At 64.2% G+C, this 17725-nt stretch carries 15 protein-coding genes and 1 tRNA gene; all 16 read left to right on the plus strand.

Annotated elements, in window-relative coordinates:
- Positions 1 to 94: EF-Tu C-terminal domain-related protein (locus BM175_RS21585; protein ID WP_018010126.1), on the plus strand; the 94-nt coding region annotated here is incomplete at its 5' end.
- A 142-nt stretch (positions 95 to 236) separates the two neighbouring features.
- Complete coding sequence (locus tag BM175_RS21590; protein WP_090966807.1) at positions 237 to 935, plus strand: glycosyltransferase family protein; 699 nt, start codon at positions 237 to 239, stop codon at positions 933 to 935.
- 4 nt (positions 936 to 939) lie between these two features.
- Positions 940 to 1797 (plus strand): 3-deoxy-manno-octulosonate cytidylyltransferase, encoded by an 858-nt coding sequence (locus BM175_RS21595; protein ID WP_090966809.1) that lies wholly within the window; start codon positions 940 to 942, stop codon positions 1795 to 1797.
- A 51-nt stretch (positions 1798 to 1848) separates the two neighbouring features.
- Positions 1849 to 1924, plus strand: a tRNA-Trp gene (locus BM175_RS21600).
- A 133-nt stretch (positions 1925 to 2057) separates the two neighbouring features.
- Positions 2058 to 2258, plus strand: coding sequence for a preprotein translocase subunit SecE (gene secE / locus BM175_RS21605; protein WP_055889340.1), 201 nt, complete (start codon positions 2058 to 2060; stop codon positions 2256 to 2258).
- A 24-nt stretch (positions 2259 to 2282) separates the two neighbouring features.
- The gene (gene nusG, locus BM175_RS21610) at positions 2283 to 2813 is read left to right on the plus strand and encodes a transcription termination/antitermination protein NusG (protein ID WP_090966811.1); all 531 of its coding nucleotides are present in this window, start codon (positions 2283 to 2285) and stop codon (positions 2811 to 2813) included.
- A gap of 146 nt (positions 2814 to 2959) precedes the next feature.
- Positions 2960 to 3388 (plus strand): 50S ribosomal protein L11, encoded by a 429-nt coding sequence (gene rplK, locus BM175_RS21615; protein WP_055889343.1) that lies wholly within the window; start codon positions 2960 to 2962, stop codon positions 3386 to 3388.
- A 5-nt stretch (positions 3389 to 3393) separates the two neighbouring features.
- Entirely contained in the window at positions 3394 to 4095 is a 702-nt protein-coding gene (gene rplA / locus BM175_RS21620) for a 50S ribosomal protein L1 (protein WP_090966812.1), read from the plus strand.
- Between the two features lie 367 nt (positions 4096 to 4462).
- Positions 4463 to 4981 carry a 50S ribosomal protein L10 gene (gene rplJ / locus BM175_RS21625; RefSeq protein WP_090966814.1) on the plus strand — a complete coding sequence of 173 codons (519 nt, stop codon included), beginning with the start codon at positions 4463 to 4465 and terminating at the stop codon, positions 4979 to 4981.
- Between the two features lie 51 nt (positions 4982 to 5032).
- On the plus strand, positions 5033 to 5410 hold the full coding sequence (rplL, locus tag BM175_RS21630; protein WP_090966815.1) for a 50S ribosomal protein L7/L12: 378 nt from the start codon (positions 5033 to 5035) through the stop codon (positions 5408 to 5410).
- 286 nt (positions 5411 to 5696) lie between these two features.
- Complete coding sequence (gene rpoB / locus BM175_RS21635) at positions 5697 to 9851, plus strand: DNA-directed RNA polymerase subunit beta (protein WP_090966817.1); 4155 nt, start codon at positions 5697 to 5699, stop codon at positions 9849 to 9851.
- Between the two features lie 139 nt (positions 9852 to 9990).
- Positions 9991 to 14190, plus strand: a complete 4200-nt coding sequence (gene rpoC / locus BM175_RS21640) for a DNA-directed RNA polymerase subunit beta' (protein ID WP_090966819.1) — start codon at positions 9991 to 9993, stop codon at positions 14188 to 14190.
- Between the two features lie 378 nt (positions 14191 to 14568).
- A complete protein-coding gene (gene rpsL / locus BM175_RS21645; protein WP_019998957.1) occupies positions 14569 to 14940 on the plus strand; it encodes a 30S ribosomal protein S12 in 372 nt (123 codons plus the stop codon).
- A gap of 35 nt (positions 14941 to 14975) precedes the next feature.
- A complete protein-coding gene (gene rpsG, locus BM175_RS21650; protein ID WP_055889358.1) occupies positions 14976 to 15446 on the plus strand; it encodes a 30S ribosomal protein S7 in 471 nt (156 codons plus the stop codon).
- A 30-nt stretch (positions 15447 to 15476) separates the two neighbouring features.
- A complete protein-coding gene (gene fusA / locus BM175_RS21655) occupies positions 15477 to 17567 on the plus strand; it encodes an elongation factor G (RefSeq protein ID WP_090966821.1) in 2091 nt (696 codons plus the stop codon).
- Positions 17568 to 17630: 63 nt separating this feature from the next.
- On the plus strand, positions 17631 to 17725 hold a 95-nt coding region (locus tag BM175_RS22515), incomplete at its 3' end, for a GTP-binding protein (RefSeq protein ID WP_018010120.1).

Raw genomic sequence — 17725 nt, forward strand, 5'->3', positions numbered from 1 at the left:
CGTTCCGATCGCGATGGAAGAGAAGCTGCGCTTCGCCATCCGCGAGGGCGGCCGCACCGTCGGCGCCGGTATCGTCGCATCGATCGTCGAGTAAGTTCGACACAAACGTTGGAATGCGAGCGGGCCCTTCGGGGCCCGTTTTCGTTTGGCGGGCGCCCGCGACATTGGAGGCGTTCTTGCTTGTCGCCGACCGGGCGCGGTTCTAGAAGCGTCGACGAACGGAAGAGGAAGTGTCCATGGCTGCCGAAATCGCGCGAGTCTTCGTCGGGTTCGATTCGAAGGAGGTCGTGGCCTATCACGTCCTCGCGCAGAGCATCATCGAGCACGCCTCGATGCCGGTGATGTTCTGCCCGATCGTGCTGCCGCACCTCGAAGGCACCTTCACGCGCGAGCGCAACGCGCTGCAGTCCACCGAATTCTCGTTTTCGCGGTTCCTGGTTCCGTATCTCTCGCACTACGAGGGATGGAGCCTCTTCATGGACTGCGACATGCTGATGCGCGCCGACATCGCCGAACTCTGGGCGCTGCGCGACGAGAACGCGTCGGTGATGTGCATCAAGCATGACTACCAGCCCAAGGTCGAGACCAAGTTCCTCGGCCAGGTGCAGACCAAGTACGAGAAGAAGAACTGGTCGAGCGTCATGCTCTTCAACAATGCCAAGTGTCGCGCTCTTTCGCCGGAGTTCGTCAACACGGCGACCGGGCTGGAGCTTCACCAGTTCAAGTGGCTCGCCAACGACGGTCAGATCGGCGAACTGCCGACCGCCTGGAACTGGCTGGTCAACGAATACGATCACGACCCCGCCGCGAAGAACGTCCACTTCACCGACGGCGGTCCGTATTTCGACGAGTATCGCAACGACGACTACGCGGACGAGTGGTTCGCCATGCGCGACCGTGTGCTGCATGTGACGCAGCGCGCGCCGAAGGACTGACGAGTTGACGGGCGTCCTCCCGCTCGCGGACGAACCCGGCGCGAACGAGCGCTGGGCGGCCTTCTTCGGAGCTTACGCGACGATCGTCCTCGTCGCCAACAGCGACGCCGTCGACATCGCGTCCTTGCGCGCACGCTACGGCGCGAGCGCGCTCTTCGTCTTCTTCAATAAGGTCTACAAGGTGCTCGACGCGCCGTTCGACGGCGAATGCCTTCTGGTCGCGCGCTCCAGCCGGGCGGGCGCCAACATCGTCTATCGACGCGAGGTCGAGGACGTCCTGAGGCTGGTCCGCTCCGAGCGGTTCCGGGGCATCTGCAACCTGCGCGCCGGTCGGCACGAGCGGTTCAGCGCACCGGCCGAATTCGGCGCCGGCATCGCCGTCGGCCAACTCGACACGGCCGCCAGCATGGACGGGTTCTATCCTTCCGATCAGGTGGCGACCAGCGGCTTCGCCCTCGCGCTTTTCCTGGCCGAGCGATGCGCGGGTAGCCGAATCGTCCTTGCCGGCTTCACCGCGCGACGCTCGAAGCGCTGGAAGCTCTTCACCGACCACGATTGGACCTTCGAGCAGATCGTTCAGCGCCTGCTAGTCCGCGCGCGACGCCTCGAAACCGCTGGCGTTGCGACGGACGACCTGTTCGGCGCGATCGCGCAGCGCTTCCCGGGCATCTCGTCTGCGGATGTCGCGCTCGTTGGTGCGGAGGTTCTGGCCGAGCGCCTCGACGGGGCGAATGCCGCGATCGACGACCTCCTTCGCACCACGCGCCCCCAGCGGCGCGTTTCGGACTGGCTGCGCCGGTTGAAGCCGAAAACACGCAAGGCGAAGATTGCCGAACAGGATGCGGCCGCGGAGCGGGGATAAGGCTTGCCAAAACGGCGCGGCCGCATTATTCGAAAATCCGCTTCGGCACACAGGGGTATAGCTCAGTTGGTAGAGCGGCGGTCTCCAAAACCGCAGGTCGTAGGTTCGAGCCCTACTGCCCCTGCCATGGATCTCATGCGCAAATTGTCCACCCCCGGCCCTTGTGAATCACGGTGGCTCCGGTTATGTAGAGCTTAACAGACACGTGGCGCGTGGGGCTGGCCATCCAGCTTTTGCGCGCCCGCAGTCGTGAGCGGTACATGGCCACCAAGACTAACCCATTCACGTTCATCCAGCAGGTTCGGTCCGAGGTCGCGAAGGTGACCTGGCCGACCCGGCGCGAGACGCTCATCTCGACGGTCATGGTCTTCATCATGGTCGCCTTCGCCGCCACGTTCCTCTTCGTGTCGGATCAGCTGATCGCCTATGCGATCGGCTACATCATGGGCACCGGCCGCTGATCGCTGGACAGAAGCAGGAATTACATGACCGCTCGCTGGTACATCGTCCACGCCTACTCGAACTTCGAGAGGAAAGTCGCTGAGTCGATCGAAGAGCAGGCCCGCCAGAAGGGGCTGACCGAGAAGTTCGAAAAGATTCTCGTGCCGACCGAAAAGGTGGTCGAGGTTCGGCGCGGCCGGAAGGTCGATTCGGAGCGCAAGTTTTTTCCGGGCTACGTGCTGGTGAAGGCAGAACTGACGGATCAGGTCTTCTCTCTGATCAAGAACACGCCGAAGGTGACGGGCTTCCTCGGGCCGGACAACCGCCCGGTCCCGATCTCCGAGTCGGAGGCCAATCGCATCCTGAATCAGGTTCAGGAGGGCGTGGAGCGTCCGAAGGCGACCGTCCTGTTCGACGTCGGCGAGCAGGTCCGCGTGTCCGACGGACCGTTCGCCTCGTTCAACGGCGTGGTCCAGGAAGTCGATCAGGAGCGCGCCCGCCTGAAGGTGGAGGTCTCCATCTTCGGCCGCGCGACGCCGGTCGATCTCGAATTCGGTCAGGTCGAAAAGGTCTGACCGTTCCGGGTGGCGATGCCGCCCGAACCCCGTGCGGAAGGCGGGTGGGGCTGAAGCCGGCCTCATCGAAACCGTACCGCACTCCTGCGTGGTCGCTCCGGCGGCCGAACGGCCGGTTCGCCGGTCCAACATGAAGGCAGAAGCTTATGGCTAAGAAAGTAGCGGGCCAGCTCAAGCTGCAGGTCAAGGCCGGCTCGGCGACCCCGTCGCCGCCGATCGGTCCTGCGCTGGGTCAGCGCGGCATCAACATCATGGAGTTCTGCAAGGCGTTCAACGCGCAGACCCAGGAGATGGAAAAGGGATCGCCCGTTCCGGTCGTGATCACCTACTACGTCGACAAGTCGTTCACCTTCCAGATGAAGACGGCTCCCGTGAGCTTCTTCCTCAAGAAGGCGGCGGGCCTGACCAGCGGCTCGAAGGAGCCGGGCAAGGTCAAGGCTGGCTCGGTGACGACCGCGCAGGTGCGCGAGATCGCCGAGAAGAAGATGAAGGACCTGAACGCGAACGACGTCGATGCGGCGATGGCGATGGTGATGGGCTCCGCCCGTTCCATGGGCCTGGAAGTGGTGGGCTGAAGACCATGGCGAAGATTGGCAAGCGCATCACCAAGGCCCGCGAGGGCATCGACCGCGAGAAGCTCTACGACCTGTCGGAGGCCGTCTCGCTTCTGAAGGATCGTGCGTCGGCGAAGTTCGACGAGACGATCGAGGTCGCGATGAACCTCGGCGTCGATCCGCGTCACGCTGACCAGATGGTCCGCGGCGTCGTCAACCTGCCGAACGGCACGGGCCGCACGGTCCGCGTCGCGGTGTTCGCGCGTGGCGACAAGGCCGAAGAGGCCAAGGCTGCCGGTGCGGATATCGTTGGCGCCGAGGATCTCGTCGAGAAGGTCCAGGGCGGCCAGATCGACTTCGACCGCGCCATCGCGACCCCGGACATGATGGGTCTCGTCGGACGCCTCGGTAAGGTGCTCGGCCCGCGCGGCCTGATGCCGAACCCGCGCGTCGGCACCGTGACGCCGGATGTCGCCGCAGCCGTCAAGGCTTCGAAGGGCGGCGCCGTCGAGTTCCGCGTCGAGAAGGCCGGTATCGTCCATGCCGGTATCGGCAAGGCGAGCTTCGGTGCCGAGGCGCTGCTCGAGAACATCCGCGCCTTCGCGGATGCCGTGCAGAAGGCGAAGCCCACGGGCGCCAAGGGCAACTACGTCCAGCGCGTCGCGGTGTCCTCGACCATGGGTCCGGGCATCAAGATCGACCCGGCCACCGTCCGCGCGGCCGAGTAGTTTGAATTCGGGGAGCTGCCGACCTATCTCGGCGGCTTCCTTTGAAAGTTTCCTCGCGGCCCCGGTCGCGCGGAAAGGGGCGGGGCTTCCTAACCCTCGCCTTCCTGTCCGAGATTGCGGGCGACGGAGCGGTTCTCCAACCGTTCCATCTTAATCGCCAAGCCCGCATGAGACGGGGAAAGATCCGAATTCGTCGGCCTTGCCGATACCTTCGGTTCGAACCTCTGAATGCCTTGCTGCGACTGCCGGTTCCATTGCGGATCCCAGAAGCCAAGGGGACAGGATCCTCGAGCGTCGTCCGGTTCGCCGGGCGGCAAACGGCAACCGGAGTGCAGCCGCAAGGGTGCGCTCCAACTGGAGAGTGGCAGTGGACAGAGCGGAAAAGCGCGAGTTCGTCACGGAGCTGAACGAGACCTTCAAGGGCTCGGGCGCGATCGTGGTGGCTCGTTACGCCGGTCTCACCGTCGCGCAGATGAACGACCTCCGGTCGAAGATGCGCGCGCAGGGTGGCACCGTCAAAGTCGCGAAGAACCGCCTCGCCCAAATCGCTCTTCAAGGCACGGACGCCGAGAAGATCCAGGGATTGTTTCAGGGTCAGACCCTGATCGCCTATTCCACGGATCCGATCGCGGCGCCGAAGGTGGCCAACGACTTCGCCAAGGGTAACGACAAGCTCGTGATCCTCGGCGGTGCGATGGGCACCACCGCTCTCGATGCGGAAGGGGTCAAGGCTTTGGCCGCCCTTCCGTCGCTCGACGAACTGCGTGGCAAGCTGCTGGGTATGATCCAGACCCCGGCGACCCGCATCGCAGGCGTCGTTGCAGCGCCCGCGGCTCAGCTCGCGCGCGTTTTCGCGGCGTATGCCAAGAAGGACGAAGCGGCGTGAGGCTCGTTCCTCAGCTAATTCAGAACATTCGAACCGTAAAGGAAGACTACCATGGCTGATCTCGCCAAGATCGTTGAAGACCTGTCGGCCCTGACCGTCCTCGAGGCCGCCGAGCTCTCGAAGATGCTCGAAGAGAAGTGGGGCGTCTCCGCCGCCGCTCCGGTCGCCGTTGCTGCCGCTGGCGGCGCTGGCGCCCCCGCCGCCGAGGTCGAGGAGAAGACCGAGTTCGACGTGATCCTCGCCGACGCCGGCGCGAACAAGATCAACGTCATCAAGGAAGTCCGTGCGATCACGGGCCTCGGCCTCAAGGAAGCCAAGGACCTCGTCGACGGCGCTCCGAAGCCGGTCAAGGAAGGCGCGTCGAAGGACGAGGCCGCCAAGATCAAGGACCAGCTCGAGAAGGCTGGCGCGAAGGTCGACGTCAAGTAAGACCGCCATCTGGCGTCTTGCGTCTGAAACTGGCGGGCGGGACGGCATGTTTGCCGTTCCGCCTTCCGTGCTCGGATCGAACACAAGGCCATGACGGCCCCGATCGATCCAACGTCCACGTGCTCCGAGCCCTCCGCCGCGGTGGGTTCGGATGACGCGGGCGGGCCGCTCCGGCGGCACTGACGGCCCGGCCCGTCCCGCGAGGGGCGGGCGATCGGCTCTCCGACGGGAGGGCACGAGATTCGAGCCCTTCGGTCAGGGGCGATGACGAGAGCAAGGAGCGACGATGTCTCAGACGACGACGTTTAGCGGTCGCAGGCGGGTGCGCAAATTCTTCGGGTCGATTCCCGAAGTCGCCGAAATGCCGAACCTCATCGAGGTTCAGAAGGCCTCCTACGATCAGTTCCTGATGGTCGACGAGCCGGAAGGCGGGCGCCCCGACGAGGGCCTGCAGTCCGTCTTCCGCTCCGTGTTCCCGATTTCCGACTTCGCCGGCAACTCGATGCTGGAATTCGTCAAGTACGAGTTCGAGCAGCCGAAGTTCGACGTCGACGAGTGTCGACAGCGCGACCTGACCTTCGCCGCGCCGCTCAAGGTGACGCTGCGCCTCATCGTGTTCGATGTCGACGAGGATACGGGCTCGAAGTCGATCAAGGACATCAAGGAGCAGGACGTCTACATGGGCGACATGCCGCTCATGACGTCCAACGGTACGTTCATCGTGAACGGCACCGAACGCGTGATCGTGTCTCAGATGCACCGTTCGCCCGGCGTGTTCTTCGACCACGACAAGGGCAAGTCGCACTCGTCGGGCAAACTCCTGTTCGCCGCGCGCGTGATCCCGTATCGCGGTTCCTGGCTCGACATCGAGTTCGACGCCAAGGACATCGTGTTCGCCCGCATCGACCGTCGCCGCAAGATCCCCGTCTCGAGCCTTCTCATGGCGCTCGGCATGGACGGCGAGGAGATCCTGTCGACGTTCTACAACGTCATCCAGTTCCAGAAGGACAAGAACGGCTGGCGCGTGCCGTTCTCGGTCGAGCGCGTGCGCGGCCAGAAGGCGCTGACGGACCTGATCGACGCCGACAGCGGCGAGGTCCTGGTCGAGGCTGGCAAGAAGATCACCGCCCGCCAGGCGCGCCAGATCAAGGAAAAGGGCGTCGTCGCCCTTCGCGCCACCGAGGAGGACCTGTACGGGAACTACCTCGCCGAGGACATCGTCAATTACCAGACGGGCGAGATCTATCTCGAGGCCGGCGACGAGATCGACGAGAAGACGCTCAAGGTCCTGCTCGACGCGGGCCATGAGGAGATCCAGGTCCTCGACATCGACCACGTGACGGTGGGTGCGTACATCCGCAACACCCTGGCGGCCGACAAGAACGAGAACCGTCAGGACGCCCTGTTCGACATCTACCGCGTCATGCGTCCGGGCGAGCCCCCGACCATGGAAACCGCGGAGGCGATGTTCCAGTCGCTGTTCTTCGACGCGGAGCGCTATGACCTCTCGGCCGTCGGCCGCGTGAAGATGAACATGCGTCTCGACGTCAATGCCGAGGACACCGTGCGCGTGCTGCGCAAGGAGGACATCCTCGCGGTCGTGAAGACGCTGGTCGACCTGCGCGACGGCAAGGGCGAGATCGACGACATCGACAACCTCGGCAACCGCCGGGTGCGCTCGGTCGGCGAGCTCATGGAGAACCAGTACCGCGTCGGCCTCCTTCGCATGGAGCGCGCGATCAAGGAGCGCATGTCCTCGGTCGAGATCGACACGGTCATGCCGCAGGACCTGATCAACGCGAAGCCGGCGGCTGCCGCCGTGCGCGAGTTCTTCGGCTCGTCGCAGCTCTCGCAGTTCATGGACCAGACGAACCCGCTCTCCGAGATCACGCACAAGCGTCGTCTCTCGGCGCTCGGCCCCGGTGGTCTGACCCGCGAGCGCGCCGGCTTCGAGGTGCGCGACGTGCACCCGACGCACTACGGCCGTATCTGCCCGATCGAGACGCCGGAAGGCCCGAACATCGGTCTGATCAACTCGCTGGCGACGTTCGCGCGCGTCAACAAGTACGGTTTCATCGAGAGCCCCTACCGCCGCATCGTCGACGGCAAGGTGACGCAGGACGTCGTCTATCTCTCCGCCATGGAAGAGGCCAAGCACCACGTCGCGCAGGCGAACGCGGTGCTCACCGAGGACGGCAGCTTCGCCGAGGACCTCGTCATCTGCCGTCACTCAGGCGACGTCATCATGACGCCGCGCGAGAACGTCGACCTGATGGACGTGTCGCCGAAGCAGCTCGTGTCCGTCGCCGCGGCGCTGATCCCGTTCCTCGAGAACGACGACGCCAACCGCGCGCTCATGGGCTCGAATATGCAGCGTCAGGCCGTGCCGCTGGTGCGCGCCGAAGCGCCGTTCGTCGGCACGGGCATGGAGCCGATCGTCGCCCGTGACTCGGGCGCGGCCATCGCCGCGCGCCGGACCGGCATCGTGGATCAGGTGGACGCCACACGTATCGTCATCCGCGCGACCGAGGATCTCGAGTCCGGTCGCTCGGGCGTCGACATCTACCGACTGATGAAGTTCCAGCGCTCCAACCAGTCGACCTGCATCAACCAGCGTCCGCTGGTGAAGATGGGCGACCGGGTGCGCAAGGGCGACATCATCGCCGACGGTCCGTCGACCGATCTCGGTGATCTGGCGCTCGGCCGGAACGTGCTCGTCGCGTTCATGCCGTGGAACGGCTACAACTACGAGGACTCGATCCTCCTCTCCGAGCGCATCGTCGCCGACGACGTCTTCACCTCGATCCATATCGAGGAGTTCGAGGTCATGGCGCGCGATACCAAGCTCGGACCCGAGGAGATCACGCGCGACATCCCGAACGTCTCGGAAGAAGCGCTGCGCAACCTCGACGAGGCGGGCATCGTCTACATCGGTGCCGAAGTGCAGCCGGGCGACATCCTGGTCGGCAAGATCACGCCGAAGGGCGAATCGCCGATGACGCCGGAGGAGAAGCTCCTCCGCGCCATCTTCGGCGAGAAGGCCTCGGACGTTCGTGACACGTCGAACCGCATGCCTCCGGGCACCTACGGCACGGTGGTGGAAGTGCGCGTCTTCAACCGACACGGCGTCGAGAAGGACGAGCGTGCCATGGCGATCGAGCGCGAGGAGATCGAGCGCCTCGCCAAGGACCGCGACGACGAGCAGGCCATCCTCGACCGCAACGTCTACGGGCGTCTCGTCGAGATGCTGTCCGGCAAGGTCGCCATCGCCGGGCCGAAGGGCTTCCGCAAGGGAGCCGAGCTGTCGGCCGAGGTGATGAACGAGTACTCGCGTTCGCAGTGGTGGATGTTCGCCGTCGAGGACGAGCGTCTGCAGGGCGAGCTCGAGGCGCTGCGTCAGGTCTATGACGACTCCAAGAAGCTGCTTGAAGCCCGCTTCATGGACAAGGTCGAGAAGGTCCAGCGCGGTGACGAGCTGCCTCCGGGCGTCATGAAGCAGGTGAAGGTCTTCGTCGCCGTCAAGCGCAAGATCCAGCCGGGCGACAAGATGGCCGGCCGTCACGGCAACAAGGGTGTCGTCTCGCGCATCGTGCCGGTCGAGGACATGCCGTTCAACGCGGACGGCACGCATGTCGACATCGTTCTGAACCCGCTCGGTGTGCCCTCGCGCATGAACGTCGGTCAGATCCTGGAGACGCATCTCGGCTGGGCCTGTGCCGGCATGGGGCGCAAGATCGGCGAGATGCTGGAAGCCTACCAGCAGTCGCACGATGTCCAGCCGCTTCGGCAGGAGATCGCGGGCCTTTTGGGCGATAGCGACCGGAACGAGCGAGTGGCCAATTACGACGACGAGTCGGTGCTGACCCTCGCCAAGCAGATGAAGCGCGGCGTCTCGATCGCGACCCCCGTTTTCGACGGTGCGGTCGAGCCGGACATCGTCGCCATGCTGGAGAAGGCTGGTCTCAACGGTTCGGGTCAGGTCACGCTCTACGACGGGCGTACCGGCGAGCCGTTCGATCGCCAGGTCACGGTCGGCTACATCTACATGCTGAAGCTGCACCACCTGGTGGACGACAAGATCCACGCCCGCTCGATCGGCCCGTACTCGCTGGTCACCCAGCAGCCGCTCGGCGGCAAGGCGCAGTTCGGCGGACAGCGCTTCGGCGAGATGGAGGTCTGGGCGCTCGAGGCATACGGCGCGGCCTACACGCTGCAGGAAATGCTGACGGTGAAGTCGGACGACGTCGCGGGCCGCACCAAGGTCTACGAGTCGATCGTGCGCGGCGACGATGCGTTCGAGTCGGGCATTCCGGAGAGCTTCAACGTGCTCGTCAAGGAAATGCGCTCGCTCGGTCTCGACGTCGATCTGTCGCAGTCCGTGCCTGACCAGCTTCCGTCGAGCGCCGGCCCGCTGCAGGGCCTCCCCGACGCGGCCGAATAGGCCGCCACGCAAAGGTCGCCTTGTGCGGCCATGGTCGGCGCCACAGCCAAAGGGCGCCGATCGGACTTTGCGGATGATCTTGGCGCCGGCTCCGCCCGGCGCGTGGCGGGGCACGAGGCCCTGAAAAGGAGACAGCACCATGAATCAAGAGGTCATGAATCTCTTCAATCCTCAGGTGCAGGCGCAGACGTTCGATTCGATCCGGATCTCGCTGGCGAGCCCGGAGAAAATTCTTTCGTGGTCGTTCGGCGAGATCAAGAAGCCGGAGACGATCAACTACCGCACGTTCAAGCCGGAGCGCGACGGCCTGTTCTGCGCGCGCATCTTCGGCCCGATCAAGGACTACGAGTGCTTGTGCGGCAAGTACAAGCGCATGAAGTACAAGGGCATCATCTGCGAGAAGTGCGGCGTCGAGGTCACCCTCTCGCGCGTGCGACGCGAGCGCATGGGCCACATCGAGTTGGCCGCCCCGGTCGCGCACATCTGGTTCCTGAAGTCGCTCCCGAGCCGCATCGGCACGCTGCTCGACATGACGCTGAAGGACATCGAGCGCGTCCTCTACTTCGAGAACTACATCGTCACCGAGCCCGGCCTCACCGCCCTGAAGGAGCATCAGCTCCTGACGGAAGAGGAGTACATGATCGCCGTCGACGAATACGGCGAGGATTCGTTCACGGCCCTGATTGGCGCCGAGGCGATCCAGGAGCTCCTCGGCTCCATGGAACTCGAGCGCATCGCGGGCGACCTGCGTGAGGAACTGGCGACCACCACGTCGGATCTGAAGCAGAAGAAGCTGATGAAGCGGCTGAAGATCGTCGAGAACTTCCTTGAGTCGGGCAACCGACCCGAGTGGATGATCATGCGCGTCGTTCCGGTGATCCCGCCGGACCTGCGCCCGCTCGTGCCGCTGGACGGCGGCCGCTTCGCGACGTCGGATCTGAACGATCTCTACCGCCGCGTCATCAACCGCAACAACCGCCTGAAGCGGCTGATCGAGTTGCGCGCGCCGGGCATCATCATCCGCAACGAGAAGCGTATGCTTCAGGAGGCGGTCGACGCGCTGTTCGACAACGGCCGTCGCGGCCGCGTCATCACGGGCGCCAACAAGCGCCCGCTGAAGTCGCTGTCCGACATGCTGAAGGGCAAGCAGGGCCGCTTCCGCCAGAACCTCCTCGGCAAGCGCGTCGACTATTCCGGCCGTTCGGTCATCGTGACGGGTCCCGAGCTCAAGCTGCATCAGTGCGGCCTGCCGAAGAAGATGGCGCTTGAGCTCTTCAAGCCCTTCATCTACGCGCGCCTCGACGCCAAGGGCTTCTCCTCCACGGTGAAGCAGGCGAAGAAGCTCGTCGAGAAAGAGCGTCCGGAGGTCTGGGATATCCTTGACGAGGTGATCCGCGAGCATCCGGTTCTCCTCAACCGTGCGCCGACGCTCCACCGTCTCGGCATCCAGGCGTTCGAGCCGATCCTGATCGAGGGCAAGGCGATCCAGCTTCACCCGCTGGTCTGCACGGCCTTCAACGCGGACTTCGACGGCGACCAGATGGCGGTGCACGTGCCGCTCTCCATCGAGGCGCAGCTGGAAGCGCGCGTCCTGATGATGTCGACCAACAACATCCTGCATCCGGCGAACGGCGCACCGATCATCGTGCCGTCGCAGGACATGGTGCTGGGTCTCTACTACCTCTCGATCATGAACGAGAACGAGCCGGGCGAAGGCATGGCGTTCTCCGACATCGGCGAGATGGAGCAGGCGCTCTTCACCAAGGCGATCACGCTTCACACGAAGATCAAGGGCCGCTTCAAGACGGTCGACGCCGAAGGCAAGCCCGTCTCGAAGATCTACGAGACCACGCCGGGTCGCATGCTCATCGCGCAGCTTCTGCCGAAGACGCACAAGATCCCCTTCGACATCGCCAACGACCTGATGACGAAGAAGAACATCTCGCGTCTGATCGACCAGGTGTATCGTCACTGCGGTCAGAAGGACACGGTGATCTTCTGCGACCGCATCATGCAGCTGGGCTTCAAGCACGCCTGCATCGCCGGCATCTCCTTCGGCAAGGATGACATGGTCATCCCCGAGACGAAGCCGAAGCTGATCGGCGAGACGCAGGCGCTCGCGAAGGAATACGAGCAGCAGTACAACGACGGCCTGATCACGCAGGGCGAGAAGTACAACAAGGTGGTCGACGCCTGGGCCAAGTGCACGGACAAGATTGCCGAAGAGATGATGGGCCGCATCAAGGCGGTCGAGTTCAACCCGGAGACGGGCCGGCAGAAGCCGATGAACTCGATCTACATGATGTCGCACTCCGGTGCGCGCGGCTCGCCCACGCAGATGCGCCAGCTCGGCGCCATGCGCGGCCTGATGACCAAGCCGTCCGGCGAGATCATCGAGACGCCGATCATCTCGAACTTCAAGGAAGGCCTCACGGTTCTCGAGTACTTCAACTCGACCCACGGCGCCCGCAAGGGCCTCGCGGATACGGCGCTGAAGACCGCGAACTCGGGCTACCTGACCCGCCGTCTCGTCGACGTGGCGCAGGACTGCATCATCACGCAGGCCGATTGCGGCACCGAGAACGGTCTGACCATGCAGCCCATCGTGGATGCCGGTCAGGTCGTGGCGACGCTCGGTCAGCGTATCCTCGGCCGTACCGCGCTCGAGGACATCGTGAACCCGGCCACCGGCGAAGTGCTGGTAAAGGGCGGCACGACGGTCGAAGAGCGTGACGTCGAGGTGATCGAGAAGGCGGGCGTCCAGTCCGTGAAGATCCGTTCGGCGCTGACCTGCGAGGTTCGCACCGGCATCTGCGCGATCTGCTACGGTCGCGATCTCGCTCGCGGCACGCCTGTCAACATGGGCGAGGCCGTCGGCGTCATCGCGGCGCAGTCGATCGGCGAGCCGGGCACGCAGCTCACGATGCGTACGTTCCACATGGGCGGCACGGCGCAGGTCGTCGACTCGTCGTTCCTGGAAGCCTCGTACGAGGGCACGGTCCAGATCCGCAACCGCAACGTCGTGCGCGACTCAGACGGTCGTCTCGTGGCGATGGGCCGCAACATGGCGGTCCTGATCCTCGACCCGTCCGGCAAGGAGCGTGCGTCGCACCGTATCACCTACGGTTCGCGCATCTTCGTCGACGACGGCGATCAGGTGCGTCGCGGCCAGCGTATCGCAGAGTGGGATCCGTACACCCGTCCGGTTCTCACCGAGCTCGACGGCACGGTGGAGTTCGAGGATCTGGTCGAGGGCCTGTCGGTCTCCGAGCAGGCGGACGAGTCGACCGGCATCACCAAGCGTCAGGTCATCGACTGGCGGGCCAACCCGCGCGGCGCCGATCTGAAGCCTGCGATGGTCATCCGCGCCAAGGACGGCTCGGTCGCCAAGCTCGCTCGCGGCACGGATGCCCGCTACTTCCTCTCGGTCGACGCCATTCTGTCGGTCGAGCCGGGGGCGACGGTGCGCGCCGGTGACGTTCTCTCGCGTATTCCGATGGAGTCCGCGAAGACCAAGGACATCACGGGCGGTCTGCCGCGCGTGGCCGAGCTGTTCGAGGCCCGCAAGCCGAAGGACAACGCGGTCATCGCCGAGATCGACGGCACGGTGCGTTTCGGACGCGACTACAAGAACAAGCGCCGCATCATCATCGAGCCGCACGAGGATGGCGTCGAGCCGGTCGAGTACCTGATCCCGAAGGGCAAGCCGTTCCACCTGCAGGAAGGGGACGTCATCGAGAAGGGCGACCACATCCTCGACGGCAACCCGGCACCGCACGACATCCTGGCCATCCGGGGCGTCGAGGCGCTGGCGAGCTACCTCGTGAACGAGATCCAGGAGGTCTATCGTCTCCAGGGCGTCGTGATCAACGACAAGCACATCGAGGTGATCGTTCGCCAGATGCTGCAGAAGGTCGAGATCGTGGAGTCCGGCGACTCGGGCCTCATTCCGGGCGACCATGTCGACCGGATCGAGCTCGCCGAGATGAATGAGCGCCTGGAGGAGGAGGGCAAGAAGCCCGCGTCCGGTAACCCGGTGCTGCTCGGCATCACCAAGGCCTCGCTGCAGACGCCGAGCTTCATCTCGGCGGCATCCTTCCAGGAGACCACGCGCGTCCTCACCGAGGCGGCGGTCGCCGGCAAGATGGACACGCTGCAGGGTCTCAAGGAGAACGTCATCGTCGGCCGTCTCATCCCGGCCGGCACCGGCGGCATGATGACTCAGGTCCGTCGCATCGCGACCTCGCGCGACGACCTGATCCTCGACGACCGTCGCAAGTCGTCGAATGCGGCGGAAGCCGATCGCATGCTGACGAAGCTCACGGACGCCGCCGAATAAGGCGACCGTCCGGCACGAGACAGGGAAGGGGGCGTTCCGATCGGGCGGCCCCTTTTCATTTTCACATCGCGCCCCAACGAGGCCCGCACAGGGTTGACGGTCGGGGACGGAATCGTTAAACACCCGCCAACAGAGCCGATGTGAGGCATCGCTTTCCTGACGACACGTCGGGAACCAGCGCTTCAAACAAGGCTTCGTTCAACGAGACGTACCATTGCTGGACGCACGATTGCGGTTTCGCCCGTGATCCTCTGCTTCAATGCCGGGCAGACCTCTTACTAGGTGAGGTCGATGCCCGGTTTCGCGCATGAGCCGATGGCTTCTCGCGTCGTGGTGCCGAACGTTCCGAACCGGGATTTGAAGAGAAGGAAGGTTGGAATGCCGACCATCAACCAGTTGATCCGGAAGCCGCGCGTTCGCCCCAGCGAACGCAACACCGTTCCGGCGCTCCAGGCCAATCCGCAGAAGCGCGGCGTTTGCACCCGCGTCTACACCACGACCCCGAAGAAGCCGAACTCGGCTCTCCGTAAGGTCGCCAAGGTCCGTCTGGTCAATGGCTTCGAAGTCATCGGCTATATCCCGGGCGAGGGGCACAACCTTCAGGAGCACTCCGTGGTGATGATCCGCGGCGGCCGCGTGAAGGATCTTCCCGGCGTTCGCTACCACATCATCCGCGGCGTGCTTGACACGCAGGGTGTCAAGGACCGTCGTCAGCGTCGTTCGAAGTACGGCGCGAAGCGTCCGAAGTAAGCCCGAACGACCGTCCGAGATTGAGAGACTAGAATATGTCCCGTCGTCACTCTGCCGAGAAGCGTGAGATCAACCCGGATCCGAAGTTCGGCGATCTGGTTGTCACGAAGTTCATGAACGCCGTCATGTACGACGGCAAGAAGTCGGTCGCCGAAACCATCGTTTACGGCGCCTTCGACGTCGTAAACCAGAAGACCCGCCAGGACGCGATCGCGATCTTCCATCAGGCGCTCGACAACGTTGCGCCGCATGTGGAAGTCCGTTCGCGCCGCGTCGGCGGCGCCACCTACCAGGTCCCGGTCGACGTCCGTCCGGAGCGCCGTCAGGCCCTCGCCATCCGCTGGCTCATTACCGCTGCCCGCAACCGCAACGAGACCACGATGGTGGATCGTCTGTCGGGCGAGCTGATGGATGCTGCCAACAACCGCGGCACCGCCGTGAAGAAGCGCGAAGACACGCACCGCATGGCGGAAGCCAACCGCGCCTTCTCGCACTACCGCTGGTAAGCCACTCTACTCTTCGAAAGGCGACGCCCCATGGCCCGCGAATATAAGATCGAAGACTACCGCAATTTCGGCATCATGGCCCACATCGATGCCGGCAAGACGACGACGACCGAGCGTATCCTCTACTATACCGGCAAGTCCCACAAGATCGGCGAAGTCCACGACGGCGCCGCGACCATGGACTGGATGGAGCAGGAGCAGGAGCGCGGCATCACGATCACGTCCGCTGCGACCACGACCTTCTGGGAAGGCCGCGACGGCAAGAAGCGCCGCTTCAACATCATCGACACCCCGGGACACGTCGACTTCACGATCGAGGTCGAGCGTTCTCTGCGCGTGCTCGACGGCGCGATCGCGCTGCTGGACGCCAATGCCGGCGTGGAGCCGCAGACCGAGACGGTCTGGCGCCAGGCCGACAAGTACAACGTCCCGCGCATGATGTTCGTCAACAAGATGGACAAGACCGGCGCGGATTTCTACCGCTGCGTCGAGATGGTCAAGACGCGCCTCGGCGCGAAGGCCATCGTCGTCCAGCTGCCGATCGGTGCCGAGAACGAGTTCAAGGGCGTCGTCGATCTGATCGAGATGAACGCCCTCATCTGGCGCGACGAGTCGCTCGGCGCCCAGTGGGACGTCGTTGAGATCCCGGACGATCTCAAGGACAAGGCGGCCGAGTATCGCGAGCTCATGATCGAGACCGCTGTCGAGGTCGACGAGGCCGCGATGGAAGCCTATCTCGAGGGCAACATGCCTTCGAATGAGCAGCTGCGCGCGCTGATCCGCAAGGGCACCTGTGAGGTGACCTTCACGCCGATCTTCTGCGGCTCGGCCTTCAAGAACAAGGGCGTCCAGCCGCTTCTCGACGGCGTCGTCGAGTTCCTGCCGTCGCCGGTCGACGTGCCCGCCATCAAGGGCATCGATCCGAAGACCGAGGCCGAGACGAGCCGCGTTTCGTCGGATGAAGAGCCGCTCTCGATGCTGGCCTTCAAGATCATGAACGACCCGTTCGTCGGTTCGCTCACCTTCTGCCGCATCTACTCCGGCAAGCTCACCAAGGGCACCGGCGTCCAGAACACGGTGAAGGAGAAGAAAGAGCGCATCGGGCGTATGCTGCAGATGCACTCCAACTCGCGTGAAGACATCGAAGAGGCGTATGCCGGCGACATCGTCGCCCTGGCCGGTCTCAAGGAAGTCACCACGGGCGACACGCTCTGCGATCCGCTGAAGCCGGTCATCCTCGAGCGCATGGAATTCCCCGATCCGGTCATCGAGATCGCGATCGAGCCGAAGACCAAGGGCGACCAGGAGAAGATGGGTCTCGCGCTCAACCGTCTTGCGGCCGAGGATCCGTCCTTCCGCGTCAAGACGGACGAGGAGTCGGGGCAGACGATCATCGCCGGCATGGGCGAGCTTCATCTCGACATCCTCGTCGACCGCATGAAGCGCGAGTTCAAGGTCGAGGCGAACATCGGCGCCCCGCAGGTGGCCTACCGCGAGACGATCACCCGCGCCGCGGATGTGGACTACACGCACAAGAAGCAGACCGGTGGTACCGGCCAGTTCGCCCGCGTGAAGCTGCATATCGAGCCGGGCGAGCCGACCACGGGCTTCGTGTTCGAGTCGAAGATCATCGGCGGTGCGGTTCCGAAGGAATACGTGCCGGGCGTCCAGAAGGGTATCGCTTCGGTGATGACCTCGGGTCCGCTTGCGGGCTTCCCGATGGTCGACATCAAGGCCGAGCTGATGGACGGTGCCTACCACGACGTCGACTCGTCGGTGCTGGCCTTCGAAATCGCCTCGCGCGCCGGCTTCCGCGAAGCCATCGCCAAGGCGGGTCCGAAGCTTCTCGAGCCGATCATGAAGGTCGAGGTCGTGACGCCGGAAGACTACGTCGGTGACGTTATCGGCGATCTGAACTCCCGCCGTGGCCAGATCCAGGGCACCGAGGCTCGCGGCATCGCGACCGTGGTGAACGCGATGGTGCCGCTGGCCAACATGTTCGGCTACGTCAACACGCTCCGCTCGATGTCGCAGGGCCGTGCGCAGTACACGATGCAGTTCGACCACTACGAGCAGGTGCCGAACCAGGTCGCCGAAGAAATCCAGAAGAAGTACGCCTGAGGCCTCCGGCCTCGGCGACAACCCTCTGAAGCCCTCACGGGCGCATGAATTGGAGAGCCTCAAATGGCGAAGAGCAAATTCGAGCGTAACAAGCCGCATGTGAACATCGGGACGATTGGTCACGTTGATCACGGGAAGACGTCGCTGACGGCGGCGAT

The sequence above is a fragment of the Aureimonas phyllosphaerae genome, from assembly GCF_900113065.1.
GTDB classification, from domain to species: Bacteria; Pseudomonadota; Alphaproteobacteria; order Rhizobiales; family Rhizobiaceae; genus Aureimonas; species Aureimonas phyllosphaerae.

Bases quoted from the DNA above. Each gene is read 5' to 3' on its own strand.
- BM175_RS21590 (WP_090966807.1), top strand. From the start codon at position 237: ATGGCTGCCGAAATCGCGCGAGTCTTCGTCGGGTTCGATTCGAAGGAG.
- secE (WP_055889340.1), top strand. From the start codon at position 2,058: ATGGCCACCAAGACTAACCCATTCACGTTCATCCAGCAGGTTCGGTCC.
- nusG (WP_090966811.1), top strand. From the start codon at position 2,283: ATGACCGCTCGCTGGTACATCGTCCACGCCTACTCGAACTTCGAGAGG.
- rplK (WP_055889343.1), top strand. From the start codon at position 2,960: ATGGCTAAGAAAGTAGCGGGCCAGCTCAAGCTGCAGGTCAAGGCCGGC.
- rplA (WP_090966812.1), top strand. From the start codon at position 3,394: ATGGCGAAGATTGGCAAGCGCATCACCAAGGCCCGCGAGGGCATCGAC.
- rplL (WP_090966815.1), top strand. From the start codon at position 5,033: ATGGCTGATCTCGCCAAGATCGTTGAAGACCTGTCGGCCCTGACCGTC.
- rpoB (WP_090966817.1), top strand. From the start codon at position 5,697: ATGTCTCAGACGACGACGTTTAGCGGTCGCAGGCGGGTGCGCAAATTC.
- rpoC (WP_090966819.1), top strand. From the start codon at position 9,991: ATGAATCAAGAGGTCATGAATCTCTTCAATCCTCAGGTGCAGGCGCAG.
- rpsL (WP_019998957.1), top strand. From the start codon at position 14,569: ATGCCGACCATCAACCAGTTGATCCGGAAGCCGCGCGTTCGCCCCAGC.
- rpsG (WP_055889358.1), top strand. From the start codon at position 14,976: ATGTCCCGTCGTCACTCTGCCGAGAAGCGTGAGATCAACCCGGATCCG.
- fusA (WP_090966821.1), top strand. From the start codon at position 15,477: ATGGCCCGCGAATATAAGATCGAAGACTACCGCAATTTCGGCATCATG.